The organism is Bacilli bacterium, from assembly GCA_035326105.1.
Taxonomy (GTDB): Bacteria; Bacillota_I; Bacilli_A; order RFN20; family CAG-826; genus UBA7706.
In genome coordinates, this window is sequence record DAOKYO010000002.1 from 195,417 (window position 1) to 213,145 (window position 17,729).

14 protein-coding genes and 2 other annotated features (1 of these 16 only partly in view) are annotated in these 17,729 nt (G+C 41.0%); of the genes, 9 read left to right on the forward strand and 5 right to left on the reverse strand.

Features of this window, described 5'->3' with window-relative positions; genetic code table 11:
* Positions 1–182: a binding site (T-box leader), on the forward strand; it begins 14 nt to the left of the window's first position.
* Positions 183–212: 30 nt separating this feature from the next.
* The 8 genes from thrS (at position 213) to PKC96_05210 (ending at position 8,740) form a co-directional block, all read left to right on the forward strand.
* Complete coding sequence (thrS, locus tag PKC96_05175; GenBank protein ID HMM00716.1) at positions 213–2,114, forward strand: threonine--tRNA ligase; 1,902 nt, start codon at positions 213–215, stop codon at positions 2,112–2,114.
* Between the two features lie 119 nt (positions 2,115–2,233).
* Positions 2,234–2,346: a sequence feature (ribosomal protein L20 leader region), on the forward strand.
* Between the two features lie 75 nt (positions 2,347–2,421).
* Entirely contained in the window at positions 2,422–2,922 is a 501-nt protein-coding gene (gene infC / locus PKC96_05180; GenBank protein HMM00717.1) for a translation initiation factor IF-3, read from the forward strand.
* A gap of 12 nt (positions 2,923–2,934) precedes the next feature.
* Positions 2,935–3,129, forward strand: coding sequence for a 50S ribosomal protein L35 (gene rpmI / locus PKC96_05185; GenBank protein ID HMM00718.1), 195 nt, complete (start codon positions 2,935–2,937; stop codon positions 3,127–3,129).
* A gap of 14 nt (positions 3,130–3,143) precedes the next feature.
* Positions 3,144–3,503: a 50S ribosomal protein L20 gene (gene rplT, locus PKC96_05190; protein ID HMM00719.1), complete on the forward strand. Its 360-nt coding sequence runs from the start codon at positions 3,144–3,146 to the stop codon at positions 3,501–3,503.
* Positions 3,504–3,797: 294 nt separating this feature from the next.
* Positions 3,798–4,904 (forward strand): BMP family ABC transporter substrate-binding protein, encoded by a 1,107-nt coding sequence (locus PKC96_05195; protein ID HMM00720.1) that lies wholly within the window; start codon positions 3,798–3,800, stop codon positions 4,902–4,904.
* A gap of 59 nt (positions 4,905–4,963) precedes the next feature.
* Positions 4,964–6,514, forward strand: coding sequence for an ABC transporter ATP-binding protein (locus PKC96_05200; GenBank protein HMM00721.1), 1,551 nt, complete (start codon positions 4,964–4,966; stop codon positions 6,512–6,514).
* A gap of 82 nt (positions 6,515–6,596) precedes the next feature.
* A complete protein-coding gene (locus PKC96_05205; GenBank protein HMM00722.1) occupies positions 6,597–7,760 on the forward strand; it encodes an ABC transporter permease in 1,164 nt (387 codons plus the stop codon).
* A 14-nt stretch (positions 7,761–7,774) separates the two neighbouring features.
* The gene (locus PKC96_05210; GenBank protein ID HMM00723.1) at positions 7,775–8,740 is read left to right on the forward strand and encodes an ABC transporter permease; all 966 of its coding nucleotides are present in this window, start codon (positions 7,775–7,777) and stop codon (positions 8,738–8,740) included.
* 87 nt (positions 8,741–8,827) lie between these two features.
* Here the strand turns inward: PKC96_05210 and thiI are convergent, their stop codons facing one another.
* From thiI to PKC96_05225, 3 genes are read right to left on the reverse strand one after another with little or no spacing between them, the layout of a single operon-like run.
* A complete protein-coding gene (gene thiI / locus PKC96_05215; protein ID HMM00724.1) occupies positions 8,828–10,021 on the reverse strand; it encodes a tRNA uracil 4-sulfurtransferase ThiI in 1,194 nt (397 codons plus the stop codon).
* Positions 10,018–11,142: a cysteine desulfurase family protein gene (locus PKC96_05220; protein ID HMM00725.1), complete on the reverse strand. Its 1,125-nt coding sequence runs from the start codon at positions 11,140–11,142 to the stop codon at positions 10,018–10,020. The genes thiI and PKC96_05220 overlap by 4 nt, the downstream gene beginning before the upstream one ends.
* Positions 11,142–12,863 (reverse strand): septation ring formation regulator EzrA, encoded by a 1,722-nt coding sequence (locus tag PKC96_05225; protein HMM00726.1) that lies wholly within the window; start codon positions 12,861–12,863, stop codon positions 11,142–11,144. Before PKC96_05225 ends, PKC96_05220 begins: the two co-directional genes overlap by 1 nt.
* 408 nt (positions 12,864–13,271) lie before the next feature.
* Here PKC96_05225 and rpsD point away from each other — a divergent pair, with 408 nt between their 5' ends.
* Positions 13,272–13,880 carry a 30S ribosomal protein S4 gene (gene rpsD, locus PKC96_05230; protein ID HMM00727.1) on the forward strand — a complete coding sequence of 203 codons (609 nt, stop codon included), beginning with the start codon at positions 13,272–13,274 and terminating at the stop codon, positions 13,878–13,880.
* Positions 13,881–14,758: 878 nt separating this feature from the next.
* Here the strand turns inward: rpsD and PKC96_05235 are convergent.
* Positions 14,759–15,808: a Fic family protein gene (locus PKC96_05235; protein ID HMM00728.1), complete on the reverse strand. Its 1,050-nt coding sequence runs from the start codon at positions 15,806–15,808 to the stop codon at positions 14,759–14,761.
* Between the two features lie 508 nt (positions 15,809–16,316).
* On the reverse strand, positions 16,317–17,570 hold the full coding sequence (gene tyrS / locus PKC96_05240) for a tyrosine--tRNA ligase (protein ID HMM00729.1): 1,254 nt from the start codon (positions 17,568–17,570) through the stop codon (positions 16,317–16,319).
* Positions 17,571–17,729 lie beyond the last annotated feature (159 nt).

The window sequence follows — 17,729 nt, forward strand, 5'->3', positions numbered from 1 at the left end:
AGAGACATGTCTTCAAGTCTTACTTTTTAGAGAGTTGGCGTTGGGTGCAAGCCAATAGGGGAATTGAATGAAACCGCTCTGGAGCTTCTAATGATGAATTAGACGGATTCCCCGTTATGGATTTGAGTGCGAAGAATTTGTTTCTTCGAATTAAGGTGGTAACACGTTCAGGCGTCCTTATACGGATGCCTTTTTATTTAGGAGGAGAACGCATGAAATTGATTATTGATGAAAAGGAAATGTCGGTTGAAAGAGGACTTTCTGGCTTCGACTTGATGAAATTGCTTGGCATTAAGAAAACCTTGGCCTATAGGTTAAATGGGCAGCTTTTCGATTTACGTTCGCCTATTCTCGATGAGGGTGATTTATCATTTTTGACGGAAGATGATGGTGAGGCACTCGAACTGCTTCGTCATAGTACTTCCCATCTATTGGCCCACGCAATCAGTCATCTTTACCCGCAGGCATTATTCGGCTTTGGACCTGCCATCGAAGATGGATTTTATTATGATATCGACTTTAAAGATGCGATTATTACCGATGGTGATTTTGCAAAAATAGAAGCGGAAATGAAGAAAATCAGCAAGGAAAATTTGCCGATTATTCGCCGCGATGTTACCAAGGATGAGGCTAAGAAAATTTTTGCAAATAACCCCTATAAACTTGAGTTAATCGCTGGAATTGAGGGGCAGATATCCGTTTATGAGCAAGGCGACTTCGTTGATTTATGCACGGGTCCCCATCTGCCTTCAACCGGTTACATTAAGCATTTCAAGTTACAGTCGGTTGCCGGCGCTTATTGGCGCGGCGATTCGAAAAACAAACAGTTAGTTCGCATTTATGGCACGGCATTTTTTAATGAGGAAGATCTTAAGAATTTCTTAGCCAATCTTGAAGAAGCCAAGAAGCGCGATCACAAGAAATTGGGGCGCGAGTTGGGATTATTCATGATTAGTGAGTTTGGTCCCGGAATGCCATTTTGGTTACCGAATGGCATGATTCTTCGCAACGAGCTTGAGAATTTCTGGTATGACATTCACACCAAAGAGGGCTATGTTTTTGTGAAGACACCGATTATGCTCAATCGCCAATTATGGGAAATTTCCGGTCACTGGTCAAACTACAAGGACAATATGTATACGACAAAAATTGATGAGCAAGAATTCGCGATTAAGCCCATGAATTGCCCGGGTGGCATCCTTGTTTATAAGAACGATTTACATTCATATAAAGACCTGCCAATAAGAATGGGGGAACTGGGACTTGTTCATCGTCATGAAGCAAGCGGCGCCTTAAACGGCTTATTCCGAGTTCGCACCTTTACTCAGGACGATGCCCATGTCTTCTGCCGGCCCGACCAATTGGAAGACGAACTTGAAAAGTTATTGCATCTTTTCGATAAAATATACGCTGTTTTTGGACTTTCATACAATATCGAGCTGTCGACTCGTCCCGAGAAAAAATATATTGGCGACATTAAAATTTGGGATTTAGCGGAAGCAGCCCTGGCGAAAGCCTGCCGCGCTGTCGGCAAAGAATATAAACTTAATCCCGGCGATGGTGCTTTCTATGGACCTAAACTTGATTTTAAACTTCGCGATTCATTAAACCGGGTTTGGCAATGCGGAACCATTCAGCTCGATATGAATCTTCCTGAACGCTTTAACGTTACCTATATTGATGAGAATAATACCAAGCAACGCCCGATCATGCTTCACCGGGCAATCTTCGGCTCCGTGGAACGCTTTATTGGAATCTTAACCGAGAATTTCGCCGGAGCATTTCCACTTTGGTTATCGCCGGAACAAGTGCGAATTTTACCCGTTAACAATGAAGTTCATAGTGGCTATGCCAAAGAGGTTTTGTCCAAACTGCAGGCCATTAATATCCGGGCAAAAGTCGATGATTCCAACGAAAAACTCGGTTATCGCTTAAGACAGGCCCAAATCAAAAAGATTCCTTATACCCTGGTTATTGGCGATAAGGAAATGGAAGAAAAATCCGTAACCTTCCGTCCATACGGAAGTGAGTTGCAGGTAAAAGTTGGCCTTGACGACTTTATGAAAAAAGTACAAACGGAAGTTGTTAGCAAAAGTTTGCCGGTTCGTGAATAGTTAACTAGCATTTGCGGCATATCGCAAACATATCCTCCGTTCGCCTTTATTTAAAATAATTTTCGTCGAGCGTTGACAAGCAGGCGTAATAATGATAGTATTACTGCGCTTAGAGAATACGTAGAAAGAAGAGGCGCCCGCTTCTCACCTGATTGGCTTCGGCTGGTAGGTTGTGAACTACGATGAGTTGAAATTTAACGGGCGCGTTTCGCGTCCGTTTTCTTTATTCAAGGCAATAATTAAGGAGGAAACCATTATTTATTACAACAATCAAAGTCGCAAACGTCCGGAGAAAAAAATTGATCCAATCAATGAGAATATTCGGGCGAATACTGTTCTCGTTATCGGCCCTGATGGCGATCAACTCGGAGTCATGTCCCGAAATGATGCTATTCGCTTAGCCAATAATCAGTACAATCTTGATTTATTTTGTGTCGCTCCCCAAGCCAATCCACCCGTCTGTAAGATTTTAAATTACGGAAAGTATCGGTTTGAACTTCAGAAAAAAGCCAAAGAGCAAAAGAAGGCTCAAAAAGTTGTTGAACTAAAAGAAATTCGGATGTCACCGGTTATTGATACTCATGATCTTGAGACCAAAGCCAGCGCGGCAAACAAGTTTCTTATCGCCGGAAATAAGGTTAAAGTTTCCATTAAGTTCCGCGGTCGGCAAATGAGTCACATCGAGGTTGGTGAACAGGTAATGAATGATTTTATTGCCCTTGTCGCCGAAAACGGAATCGTTGAAAAGCAACCTTTCATGGACGGTCGATTCTTAAACGCCATTTTAGCATCAAAAGTCAAAAAATAGGAGGATACATTTATGCCAAAAATGAAGAGCAAACGCGCTTTAATGAAGCGCATCAAGGTTACCGGTGACGGTAATGTGGTTCGTCATCATGCTTATACTTCGCACCTTGCGCCCCACAAAACCCACAAACAAAAGAGACACTTACGTAAGGTCGCTCTCGTCAGTAAGAGCGATATCAAACGGGTTAAGTATCTTATTGTCAAGTAAGGAGGAAAATAAGTATGGCAAGAGTAAAAGGTAGTGTTCAGACTCGCGCTCGGCGGAAGAAAATTCTGAAGAGAGCCAGCGGATATTTTGGTTCAAAACATTTGTTATATCGGACCGCTAAAGAACAAGTGATGCATAGTTTACGCTATGCGTATAACGATCGGCGGAATGTTAAGCGTGATTATCGTAAATTGTGGATTAGACGGATTAATGCCGCCTGCCGGATGTGCGACATTTCCTATAGCCGTTTCATGAATGGCTTAAATCTCGCGGGAGTTGAAGTTAACCGCAAGATGCTTAGCGAATTGGCAATTAATGATTTTGACGCTTTTAAGTCCTTGGTTGATGTCGCTAAAAAATCGCTAAATAAGTAATTAATTCTGATTTTAAAAGATTGCAAATGCAATCTTTTTTTTATGCAAAATGTTAAACATAACTAACTAGTTGTAAAGTTGACCGCTTTCATTTGATTATCATTGACAAAGAAGAACGGCCTCGCTATATTATAAGTATGCAACCGAACACGATAATGATGGTCGTTAATATTGCACGAAACTATTGAATAGTATTCGTGTCTTTTCATCTTGAAATTTGTCAGATGATTTCTTGATGGGACTGCATAATTGCTAAGTTGCATGCTAAGACTCGTTTTTTCAAAAGGAGGAAATATGAAAAAATCACTTAGTTTTAGTTTGGTCGGATTAGCTACTCTTGGCCTTGCCGCTGGACTATCCAGTTGCGGAACCAAGCAAGCGGAAATCGCCCTTATTACCGATATTGGCGATATCGATGACAAATCCTTTAACCAAGGGGCGTGGGAAGGTGTGAAGGCTTATACGGCTGAACATTCCATTTCCCATCAGTACTACAGACCATCTGAGAAGTCAACCACGGCTTATGTCGATGCGATTGAACTGGCTATCTCCAATGGTGCGAAAGTTGTCGTTACTCCGGGATATCTTTTTGAGGAACCGATCTTCCTCGTTCAAGATCAATATCCGGAAGTTCATTTCATTCTTCTTGATGGTGAACCCCATAATGCCGATTATACTGAATATAAGACCAGCAGTAATGTCCAACCGATTCTTTACGCGGAAGAACAGGCCGGATTCCTTGCCGGCTATGGCGCTGTTAAAGATGGCTTTACTAAGCTAGGTTTTATGGGTGGTATGGCCGTTCCTGCCGTCGTTCGCTACGGACTCGGCTTTGCTGCCGGCGCTAATGAAGCGGCGGAAGAAATGTCGACGAACGTCGAATTAACTTATCACTACACGGGTGATTTCAAAGCCACTCCCGAGATTAAAGCTCTATCCAAGACTTGGTATCAATCCGGAACCGAAGTGATTTTCGCCTGCGGTGGTTCGGTTGGTCAATCCGTCATGCTAGCCGCAGTTGAAGAAAGCGGAAAAGTTATCGGGGTTGACGTTGATCAATATAACGATTCTCCGACCACGGTCATCACTTCTGCGATGAAAGGTTTAGGCGCTTCGGTTATCGAAGCTTTAACCGCTCACTACGATGGCACCTGGGTTGGCGGTGAGACTTGGAATCTTGACGCAAGCAAAGACGGCGTCGGCTTGCCAACTGCCGATGAATCATGGGGCTTCAACACCTGGACTCTAGCTGAATATCAAACCGTCTATGACGAAATTGCCGATGGCACATTAGTTCCATTATCAATGATCGTCGAAAACTATATGCCAACCGATCCAAAGGATGCCGTAACCGGAACGGACGCGCTTTTGGACAATATTGCTATTACTTACATTGCCTAGTTTTATCTGGAGGGCAAAAATATTTTGCCCTCCTTTTCTTTATAAAGGAGCAACAGCATATGGATCAACCTTATGTGATTGAAATGCGCCATATTACGAAAGAGTTTCCTGGCATTATTGCTAATGACGACATATCATTAACCCTTAAAAAGGGTGAGATTCATGCTTTGTTAGGTGAAAATGGAGCCGGAAAGTCTACCCTTATGAGCGTCCTTTTTGGTTTATATAAACCAGAAAAGGGTGAAATACTAAAAAATGGCGAAGTTGTAAGAATAAATAATCCCAATGATGCCAATGCCCTCGGTATTGGCATGGTTCATCAGCATTTTAAACTGGTTGAGTGTTTTACAGTGCTCGATAATATTATTTTAGGAAATGAACCGAACAATTATGGATTTTTACAACGCAAAAAAATTCGTTCAAGTATCGTCGAATTATCCAAGAAGTATGGATTGGCGATTGATTTGGATGCGAAAGTTGAAGATATCAGCGTTGGTATGCAACAGCGCGTGGAAATATTAAAGATGCTATATCGGAATAATGACATTTTGATTTTTGATGAACCGACGGCCGTTTTGACTCCGCAGGAAATTGACGAACTGATGCTGATAATGCGCGAGATGGCAAAAGAGGGGAAATCCATTCTCTTTATCTCGCATAAGCTTAACGAAATCATGGCTATCTCTGACCGCGTCACGGTTCTGCGCAAAGGTAAACTTGTGGGTACGGTCGATACCAAAAATGTCAATAAGGAGTCGCTTTCCTTTATGATGGTCGGACGGGATGTCGAATTCACCATCGATAAGCAAGTCTCCGTGGTGAAAGACACTCTTCTTAAAGTTGAAAATTTAACTATCAGGAGTCATTTTTCCAAAAAAGCGGTGGTAAACAATGTTTCCTTTGAAGTTAAGGCCGGAGAAATTGTCTGTATCGCGGGAATTGAAGGCAATGGCCAAAGTGAACTTGCCTATGGAATTTCCGGTTTACTAAAAGCCGAGTCGGGAAGAATTATACTTAATGGTGAAGATGTTACGCATCGCAGTATTTTTCATCGCAATGAGGCCGGATTAAGCCACATACCGGAAGATCGACATAAATACGGGCTTATTCTCGACTATAATTTAGCCTATAATATGGCACTTAAGAAATATCATCGGAGACCTTTTTCACGGCACGGATTTTTGAATTATCCGGCCGTCTATAACTATGCCGACGAACTTATTAAACAATTTGACGTGCGAACCGCCCAAGGTTCGCGCACAAGTGCACGATCAATGTCCGGCGGAAACCAACAGAAAGCGATTATCGCTCGGGAAGTCACCACCGGGGGCAACGTACTGCTCGCGGTTCAGCTCGTGCGCGGTCTTGATGTCGGGGCCATCGAATACATTCATAAAGAACTGATTAAACAGCGCGACCAAGGAAAAGCGATTCTGCTTATCTCGCTCGAACTGGATGAAGTCATGAACGTGAGTGATCGTATATTGGTTATGTATGAAGGAAAGATTGTCGCCGAGCTTGATCCGAAGAAGACCAATGTTCGCGAACTGGGAATTTATATGGCGGGCGGAAAGGAAAACAAAGATCATGAAACTATTGCCGCAAATTAAAAATATCTTGCTCATGATTGGACTTTTTGTCAGTCGCATTTTTACTCAGAAAATCCCCTCTTTTTTCAGGAACTTTCCGCAAATGATGCGTAAACTGGTCGCCCAAAAAGGTTTCAAATCATTCGTCGCATCCTTATTAGCCATTGTCTGTGGATTGCTAATCGGACTTCTGGTAATGATTATTACTTCGCCAAATTACGCCATACCCGGCTTTTTTGAGATGATTGGCGGTTGGGTGTTTCGCTATGGCAGTAAGGAAATTGGCAACTGGTTATATTACGGCGCCCCGTTACTTTGTACCGGCTTATCCGTCGGATTTGCCTTTAAAACCGGATTGTTCAATATTGGAGCCTCCGGGCAATATACGGTCGGAATGTTTTGCGCCATCGTAGTTGGCGTTTTAGGCTCATCATTCGGTCAAATTCAATGGTTGGTTGCCATTCTCGCCGGTATTCTTGGCGGAGCCATCTGGGGTTTTCTTCCCGGCTTATTTAAAGCGTACTTTAATACCAATGAAGTCATTTCATCCATTATGCTCAACTACATTGGGATGTATATGGTCAACGCCCTTATCTACGGACTCGGCGGAGGAATTCTTTATGACTCCAACAAGGCCCAAACCAAAGCCTTTGCCTCGACTGCTTACCTTCCCACATGGGGACTACGTAATATTTTTCCCAATTCGGCGATTGACATCGGCTTTATTCTAGCGATTCTAGCCGCGATTATCATTTATATTATCTTGAATAAAACGACATTTGGCTATGAACTTAAGGCGTGCGGTTTAAATCGCGATGCTGCCCGCTACGGCGGTATCAACGAGAAGAAGAATATTATTCTTTCGATGACGATCGCCGGAGCCTTAAGCGGCCTAGGCGGGGCAATCTTCATTCTTGCCGGAGGCGCATTTAGATCCGGAACTTTCTACACTCCGGAGGACAGTCTATCGGCAATGGGCTTTAATGGTATCGCGGTCGCCCTGCTGGGTATGTCGAATCCGATTGGTATAATCTTCGCTTCCGGATTTATTACCTTTATCGAACGCGGAGGCCACTTCATTCAATCATATGGATTCAAGACGGAAATTGTCGACATCATTGTTTCCATCATTGTTTATTTCTCCGCCTTTGCTCTTTTAGCTTCCGAAGTGATTCGTCGCTTCCATTACAATCGACAGAAAAAGAAGGAAAAGCGCAAATCCCTTGAGGATAATGAAACCGCAACTTCAGAGGAGAGTAAAATATGAACTTTGGTGAAGTAATGGACATACTATATACAATTATTCGTGAGTCTTTCATTTTCTCTGTCCCGCTTTTAATTGTTGCCCTCGGAGGAATGTTTTCAGAAAAATCAGGTGTCATTAACATTGCACTTGAAGGAGCAATGGTTTTTGGGGCCTTCTTTGGAATCGGCTTTATTCGCATTATGGAAAATGCCGGCTCGCCCCTAAATAGTAATTTAATGCTTATTCTGGCGGGTATCATATCGATGATTGCCGGCGGTTTATTTTCCAGCCTTTTGGCCTTTTCAGCAATCAACATGAAAGCCGATCAGACAATTGGTGGAACCGCCTTGAACTTGCTCGCTCCGGCCGTAGTGATCTACGCAACTCGGGCATTGAGTCCGCAAGATGTAAAGAACATTCAGTTTTCAACCAGTTTCTTAATTCAAAAAGTGCCATTTTTGGGCGATATCCCAGTTATAGGCGATATCTTTTTCCGTAAGATAAATATCATGCTCTATATCGGTATCGCCATTTGGATTATTTCTTGGATTGTGATTCGTAAAACAAGATTTGGGCTTAGACTTAGCGCCTGTGGCGAGCATCCTCAAGCCGCCGATTCCGTCGGTATCAATGTATATCACTATCGATGGGCCGGCACAATCATATCCGGTTGCTTAGCCGGACTAGGAGGATTGGCCTACATAATTTCCTCGACCGTATCCTTTGACGGAAACGTTAATGGTTATGGATTCTTAGCCATTGCCGTTTTAATTTTTGGCCAATGGAAACCGGAGAAAATTGTTTGGGCGGCACTGTTTTTTGGCATCACCAAATCCTTTGCCTCAACCTACTACTTAATTCCCGCAATCAGCGATCTTTCGATCGCGTGGTTTTTCAAAATGCTTCCGTTTATCGCCACCCTTGCCGTGCTTATGTTCTCATCGCGGAATTCACGGGCTCCGAAGAGTGAAGGCATCCCCTATGATCAGGGTAAGCGATGATGCAGATGCTTATATAATTTCGACATAAAAATGCCCCCTTATCTTTGCGATGAGGGGGTTTTCATTTTTTAATAGGCAAGTAAAGATTTAAAAAATATCGTCTAATTTACTTTTTTCGGTAATTTCCTTAACGGTTATTGACTTCATAATTTCATCGATTTCCGATTTAAAATCCCACTTCTCCTCAATTGATCGCACTTCATACATATGGGGCATTGTCTTGGGATTCTTGGGAGCAAATATCGTGCAACAATCTTCGAAAGGGCGAATAGAAATCTCATATGTTCCGATTTTTTTGGCGATTTCTATAATCTGAAGTTTATCCATCACGGCAAGCGGACGAATAATTGGCATCGTCGTGACATTATTGATGACATAAAGGCTTTTTAGAGTCTGCGAAGCGACTTGACCTAAGGATTCACCGGTTGCCAGCGCCGATATTCTTTTATGGGCAGCAAAGCGTTCGGCAATCCTTAACATCATCCGCCGCATAACCGTAATCGGGTATCCCTCGTTTGAATACTTATAAATTGATAGTTGCAGATTGGTAAAGGAGACAATGTGAAGTCGTATTTTACTTTGATAGCGAGTTAGAACCCGCAAAAGATCCTCTAACTTATCAATGACTCCAACCTGCGTATAGGGTGGGGCAGCAAAGTGAAGACACTCAACCTCAATTCCTCGTCGGATAAGTGAATAGGCCGCCACTGGCGAGTCGATACCGCCACTTAACAGTAATAGTGCCTTCCCGCCGGTTCCTAGCGGATAACCGCCGGCCCCGGGAACTGATTTGCCGAGAATTAATGCTCCATCACTTAGAATTTGAATACGGATAATAAAGTCCGGATCATGTACATCCACCCGAAGTGAAGAGTTTTCAAGTATAAATCCCCCGACACTGCGATTGATGGTTTCAGAATGAATCGGATATGCCTTATCTAACCGCTTTGTCTGGACCTTAAACGTGCTTGCCTGGCTGTCAATAGCTACTTCTAAAGCTATTTTCTCAATTGAATCAAGATCAGAGTTCACTTTCATAACCGGCGATATCGCGTGAATGCCACTCACATCTTGCAAACGCCTAATGATCTTGTCGCCTTCTTCTTCGTCAAAATCAATGTAAATATGATCGTGCACAGAAGTTATTTTTGAAATAGAAAAATCTTTGAGTGAATGCCGAATATTATGTTCCAAGCGCCGTATGAACTGGGCGCGATTTTTTCCCTTGGTCGAAAGTTCGCCATAGTGAATCATCAAGCGATGAAATAAGTTTGAATTCATTTTTTTATACCTCGCAATATTTTAATCAATACGCTCATAAATGTTTTTGCTTCTTCAATGGTGTTATCAGAGCATAGCGAGAGCCGGATTGTATTTTCGGCTCGCTTTTGATCATCAAACATCGATGCTATAACTTGACTGGCCCGGTGTTTTTTTGCACTGCAGGCCGCAACCGTCGAAACCATAATCCCGTGGTTAGACAAATCTTCAACCACGACGGAAGCCTTGGCTGTTTTTAAGGAAAAATTGATTATATAGGGGAATAAATCCGTGCTATTTAGCTCAATGTCATTTATCTGACCTAATTCATGGTAAAGATAGTCGAATACCGATTTTACCTGTATATAATCTCCCGACTGTTGCTCGAGTGCCAAACGGACGGTCTTGGCTAATAGAATATCCGGAACCAATGATTGCGTCCCACTGCGATACCCTTCCTCCTGACCACCGCCACTAAAAAGCGGAATAAGATTTATTTCTTTGCGCAATAGGAGCGCCCCCGAACCCTTTAATCCGTGAATTTTATGCGCGGAGAAGCAAAAGGCGTCAAGTAACGCAAATGGAATATCCACTTTACCAATGCTCTGGGTGACATCACTATGGAGCAGTGTCCGTGGATTTTGCCTTACAATTTGGCTAATTCGCTTCATATCATTGATGGCGCCCGTTTCATTATTGACCTGCATAATGGAAACTAGGATCGTATCCGGTCGAAGGCTTTTCGCCAAGTAATCATAATTGATTTCCCCGTTATTCTGCAGGGGAACTATGGTCAAAGAAAATCCAAATTGATCACGCAACTGAAAAAATGCATCCAGTACGGATGGATGTTCACCTAATGAAGTGATTAAGTGCATACCGCGATTCTTGTAGTTGAGAGCCGCCCCTTTGATAAAAGTATTATTTCCCTCAGTAGCTCCACTCGTAAATATCAGCCTGAAAGAAGAATCGGCCAGACTATCAATCAGTCTCTTGCGAGACTCATTTAAAACTTTATTTGATTCATTGCCCAATTGATGAACACTGTTGGGATTGGCAAAGTATTTCACCGACAACTTTTCAAAATCATGCAAAATCTGCGGCTCTAAAGCCGTGGTGGCGGCATTATCAAAATATATCATTAATTTGACCGATACCTTTTTAATATATTGCCGGCATCAATATAGGCTTGTTCAAAGCCACCATCATTGAAACTTAACTCATCCTGTCGGAGCATGGTTTGAACATCGGTAAATGTCCCCCGATAAACGTTAGCGTACACAATGGCATTCTCGGCCAAAATTGCCAAGTTATAATCCTTATCAATTTGATTAAGAAGCGTCTCGGCTTTATTCTGTAGCTGGGCCACCGTACCGTTCACCGCCACCAAATCGATTGGCTGGACATGAAGCAAGTCGTTGATTGTACTTATAAGCGAGTAGCACTTATCAAAACTGGAGGCGAATTGCTCCGCATACTTGTTAACGCCTACATCACGAACGCTCTTCTCCGCCGCCTTAAGTTTATAGAACAGGGCATTGATGAGCGTAAAGGCGTTTTCAGCATCGGTTTTCAAGTTTTCTAGGTAGGTATGATAAGCATCTATTAATTGTTTTGTCGCTATCGTCTTATCGGCCAAATTATGCATTTTATCAACTAAAAGGCTGTATGGTTGACGAGTGGACGAGTGGATAAATGTATCCAGGGTGCGCTTAATCAAGGAAACTTGATCTATTTGATTCTTAATAATCTCCAATTCTTGGACTTTTTCGTTGTCCATGGTGTAAATGTTTTGAATAGTCGGCATTCTATTGGCCAGCTTAATGAATGACCGTTCGATTTCAATCACATTGTTGTAAACCCCGTCATACTCATTTTCAAAAATAACGCGCTGATCTTTTTCTCGTCCAAAGGCAGTTAAAATCTCGTTTATCCGATCGGAAATTTTATTTAAATTTTCGCTTACATTTTGAACATCAAATTGTTTTATATCGGAAATAATCGCATTTAAGTCCGTCCGCATTCCATCGATGCCAGGACGTGAAGTAATGTGGTGTAAGGGATAGCCCTCCGCACTCATCTGATTAAATTGGCGTTCCATATCGTCAATTTTTTGCGGTACCACCGTCGCGGCTTTTAAACACAACTCAGGAAGCACATCCGTAATTTTATCAAGCGAAAGTATAATCTTAGAAATCTTTTTAAGTATTTCCTTGGATTCATCGTAATTGCCGATTTCAACGGCCTTATCATAACTAGCAAAAATCTTCTCCATATTGGCAAACGCTTTATCAAAACTATCTTCGACCAACATTAATTCATCGCGATGGTTTTGATACTTGTTGACAAGTTGACGGAGGTATTCTTTTTGCTCCACGGCCGCTTGGCGGGCATCCTCCTCCGGTTTAACCAGTTGGCTTAATTCTTTATTAAGCGCCAATACATCGCGTTCGAAAATGATAATAGCGGGTTTTTGGCGGTTGTAGACTTCTTTGAATTGGCGTTTATGTTTACTTTGAATATTTTCATTCATCTTCCTTAAAGCTTGGACCGCATAGGCATCGGTCTGATCGCGTAGCATCGTATAGCGTTTATTGTATTCTTCAAATTGAGGACGAGCCAAAAGATTAACGTTGGCTACACTTTCGAGGCGATTGATATAGCCGGCGTCTTGATTGAGTAAAAGGCTATGAATGTAATCGTACTTTCTTTTTAAATCACGTACCATCTTCCGATTTTTACGGTTGTAAAAAAAGATTCTTCTAATGATTAAAATTAAAATAAAAACCAGTACTAGAGCCCCTAAAATATAAAGAATTAGATTCGTTATATCAATATTTTCCCAATCAATGCTTAAATACATACGCGCTCCTCCACCTGTTGTAATTAGTATATTATGGATCTTATTGAAAGTAAATTGATTACGGATAACTCGCAAATATATGCATATATTTGTTGCAATGATACTTGCCTACGCGATTAACGCTTATATTTTTATTTTTTATCATCCTGACTACGACCAATACTTCTCTTTTATCTATTTTTTTCCTTTGGGCAAGCGTAGAAAAATATCCCTTTTGCATTGACAATGACCCGGATAATTATTATAATCAAAAAGCATGTAAGCAGCATGCAAATATCATTCGTCTAATGTTCCCACTTTACGCGGTCGAGTACCCTTAGCTACAAGGTGAAAGCCATCATGGAAACATCCGGAATGAGGATTTGCACCTTTGTCTTATTATGCAAATAATACCAAAGGAGGAAACATATCATGAGATATACCGGTTCTGATTGGAAACGTTCGCGGCGGCTTGGCTACTCGACGCTTGAAACTGGTAAGGAACTTGCTAAACGGCCTTACGGTCCTGGTCAGCATGGCAATTCGCGGAAGCGGAAGCCGTCTGAATATGGCAAGCAACTTATTGAAAAGCAAAAGCTTCGGCAAACCTACGGCGTTAACGAGCGTCAATTTCAACGTTTATTCCATCTTGCTTTAAAGAGCAAGGAGGTTACTGGTCTTGCTTTCATTCGTATTCTTGAAAGTCGTCTTGATAATCTCGTTTTCCGGATGGGCTTAGCCCGTACACGGAAAGCGGCTCGTCAACTCGTCAATCACGGACACGTCGTGGTTAATGGCAAGAAAGTCGACTTACCATCATATCTTTGTTCCACCGGCGACGTAATTGGTCTTAAGGAAAATAGCCTTAACCTCAAAGTCGTTCGGGAGTCCCTCGATAGCGTTGCGGTTATTCCCGCTTTCGTTAGCGTCGATAAGGAAAAAGCTATCGGCAAGTTTGAACGTTTACCAGAGCGTAGCGAAGTTGTTCAAGACATCAACGAAGCTCAAATTATCGAATACTACAACCGCTTGCTTTAGTTTTAAAGTTTGGCTAGGCTGGGTGATTGATACTAGTAAAGAAAAGATCCGAATTTATCGTTCGGATCTTTTTTTATACTCAATTGATTGCTTTATTAATATTGATGTGCGACTTCAAAGCGAAGAAATATAAAAGATGATTTATTCTGGATGCTGTAATGCTTGATAACTTTATAGAAAGGTTCTAAATCGCCATTACGCTTCCCGCTATCGCCCATTGAAACGTCCTGGTTTTTGTGATGTGATCAAGAAAAAGCACAAACCATATGTTTTTAAGCCCTGTCAAACTCCCACTTCCCTCGGTGAAAAAATGACAAATGGATGTATTATTCATTCCTATGGAGGGCAAAGTTAATACTTTGGATGCGAACCGCGCTACTACCGCTACACCACCATCGACGGAACTTACCGCAAACGATTTATATATCTCTATCGGAAACACTCTTCTTATTCAACCATTCGACGTTTTTTGTAAATCCCTCGGGATTCAGCATAAGTTGATCCGCCCCAGATGTTTAAGACACGATGTAAGGTCGACCGTAGTCACCATAATAATCGAGCCCACTTTTATAACTACGCAAAATTATATTCTTGCGAAAATCTCATTAAACAAATGAGACCTTATCGCATCCATCGCCTAACATATAACTTGCTTCTTCCTCACCCCGGCCTCACATCATTTCAGACTAACACTAACAAACTTTTTAGCACCTTAAAACAAATACTTTTAATTATTGCAATCACCAAAAACAGAGAAATGTTTGATGTTTATAGTCTTTTTTTAAATCATATTAACCACCGTCTCGATGTGCGAGGACAGGCTAAACTACTTAAATCACATATTAAATAAACATGCGGAAGGAAGAAACAAACATGTATCATTTTCTTTTGTATTTCGCATCTTTAAAAGAACCATATTTTTCTATTTGCCCATCTTTAAGCATGCTTGCTAAAACTCTTTCGATGGTTGAACCGCTGATATCGGGCACGATAGCGAGTATCTCTTGTTTTGACATTGGAAGGAGGCTGTTTAACAGCACCATTTTTATTCGTTCTTCTTTCTTTATTTTTTTAAGCCCGACTGTTGCTAATCGTTTTTCTAATTCCAAATAGCATTTATAGAGCGTGATAATAAAGTTTTTGATAAAGTATGAGTAATCATTTTTGCCTTCTTCCCAAGATTGCGAAGAAAATCTTAATGCCTCGTAGTAAGATCTCTTGTTTAGGTTTATTTGCTGTTCAAACGAGATGTATTTTCCAACATCATAATTGCTTTTGTACATAAGAAGTAAAGAGAGAAGTCTCGACATTCTTCCATTTCCATCGTCAAATGGATGGATGCACAAAAAATCCAAAATGACGCAAGGGATAAGAATAAGTTGATTAATGTTGGAATCTTGTCTAGCGTCCATGTACGCCAGAACAAGTTGATTCATCGCTTCTGGAGTTTCTTTTGCATTTATCGGCTTAAATCTAAGTTTACGATTTCCGTATTGGTCAATTTCAATGATGGCGTTGTCTTCTGTTTTATAATGTCCTCGAAATGGCGATCCACTTTGTGCGAGCATGATGTCATGAAGGCTAAGAATATCTTTCTCATCGAAGGATAAACTTTTATAATTTGTATGAACAATATCTAAGGCATCTCGATAACCGGCAATTTCTTTTTCATTATGATTTGATGGCTCGATTTTTTGTTCCATCAGTGCTTTGATTCTTTTGTCTGTTGTAATGATTCCCTCAATCGCGTTGCTTCCTTTAACCGATTGGACTTTAGCAATAGTAATCAACTTATTAAATAGCTCAGAATTAAGCTTTTTCTTTTCTTCTTCTTCTTTTTTCACCTCGTGAATGTAATTAGTAATATTTAATAGTTCGGATGGTAGATTGTCGTTTTTTAAGAAGGAATAATCAAATTTTCTCATCATTTTCTCCTTTTACTGCATTTATTTTAAAATATTTAATGCAGTATTTCAACAATATAGAATCGTTTACTGCATTTTAATTAATGCTTTTGATGCAATATTCAATGTCAAAATGAAGAAACGAACATATCGATTTGGAGCCGAAAAACAAGACCTATTCGAATGATGAGATAGAAAACAACAGAAAAATTCTGTCTCAGAAGCGAAGAATCTGACATAGGGAATATTCCAAAAATCCAGCTTTCAAAAAATACAAAATCAACAATAAAATCGGCAATGTCACCATACATTTTTCTACCGACAATTCGCCTTGGGTACTTGGCGATTTAGTTTTAAGAAAATCTACTGTCTGTTATTTTTTAGGCATTGCATTATCTTCCAAAACGAAATATGTTCTCAACGTGAACAACTTACCTCACTAAATCTCGTCGCATCCATCGCCTAACATATTACTTGCTTCTTCCTTACTCTGGTCTCATATCATTTACAAACTGACATGATTTTTTTATACTCAGTTGGTATGTTCGATTAAATAATAATTTTTCTTCCCCCGTCTTAAAAGAGTATAGCGACCGAACAACGCATCGGATTGCGTAATAATTTCAGTGGGATCGGTATGTTTATTTCCGTTGATTAAGATTGAATTGCCCTGAATAAATTCTCTCGCTTCGCGTTTGCTTTTGGCGGCTTTAACCTCAATAAGTAAGTCTTCAAGCGCAAATTCACCTTTAATTTTTACGATTGATGAAGCGAACAATTCCGTTATTTCTTCCTCGGACAAAGATGTAACTTCGCCCGAAAACAAGGACTCACTCATCTTGATAACCCGGTCGGCATCGGCTTTACTGTGGATCGTTTTTACCACTTCATAGGCTAAGGTTTTTTGGGCAAGCCGGAGCGATGGGTTTCTACCATGTTCAATCGCAATGCTTTCAATTTCATCTTTACTTAAAAAGGTAAAAACCCTCAAGTAACGAATGGCATCCTCATCACTGGTGTTGATAAAGTACTGGTAAAGTTTATAAGGGGAAGTCAATTTCCGATCGAGAAATAACGCCCCATCTTCCGATTTACCGAATTTCTTTCCGTCACTTTTAGTGATTAGGTGGGCGGTCATGCAGCCAACTTTTGCTTCCTGACCTTCAATACGGCGAATCAAATCCAGGCCGGCGGTTAAATTACCCCATTGATCGGATCCGCCGATCTGCATATTGCAGTGATATTGCTGATGAAGTGTTAAAAAGTCGACTGATTGAAGAATCATATAACTGAATTCCGTATAGGAAATTCCGGTTTCCATACGACTGGCAACTACATCTTTTGCCAACATATAGTTAATTGTAAAATAGCGCCCAAAATCGCGCAGAAAATCTAGATAAGAGTATTTTGACAGCCAATCATAGTTATTTACGATAAGACCTTTTTGAGGATCACTCAAATCAAGAAACCGCTCCAATTGGTTTTTGATTGCCAAAGTATTGGCTTGCAGTGTATCCTTATCCTGCAAATTTCGTTCTTTGCTTTTGCCCGACGGATCGCCAATCATTCCAGTCGCGCCCCCGACAACCGCGATAATTCGATGGCCGCTTTGTTGAAGTCGCATTAAAAGTGAAATCATCACAAAATTGCCAATATGCATACTGCTCGCGGAAGGATCGAATCCACAATAAATCGTCTGCGGAGTCTTTAATAATTCGCGGACTTCATTTTCGTTAGAAAAGTCTTTGATTAGATTGCGATACTTTAAATCATTGAAAATATCCATATTTCTTTCCTCCAAAATAAAAGCGCCCATCTAAGGACGCTTGATAAACGTGGTACCACCTTAGTTATGAAAATATATTTCATCCCTCAATACTACTAACGCTAGTAAACGCTATTTTTCAATAGATGCTCCGAGTTGTAATTCCTCAAACTTGCTCAA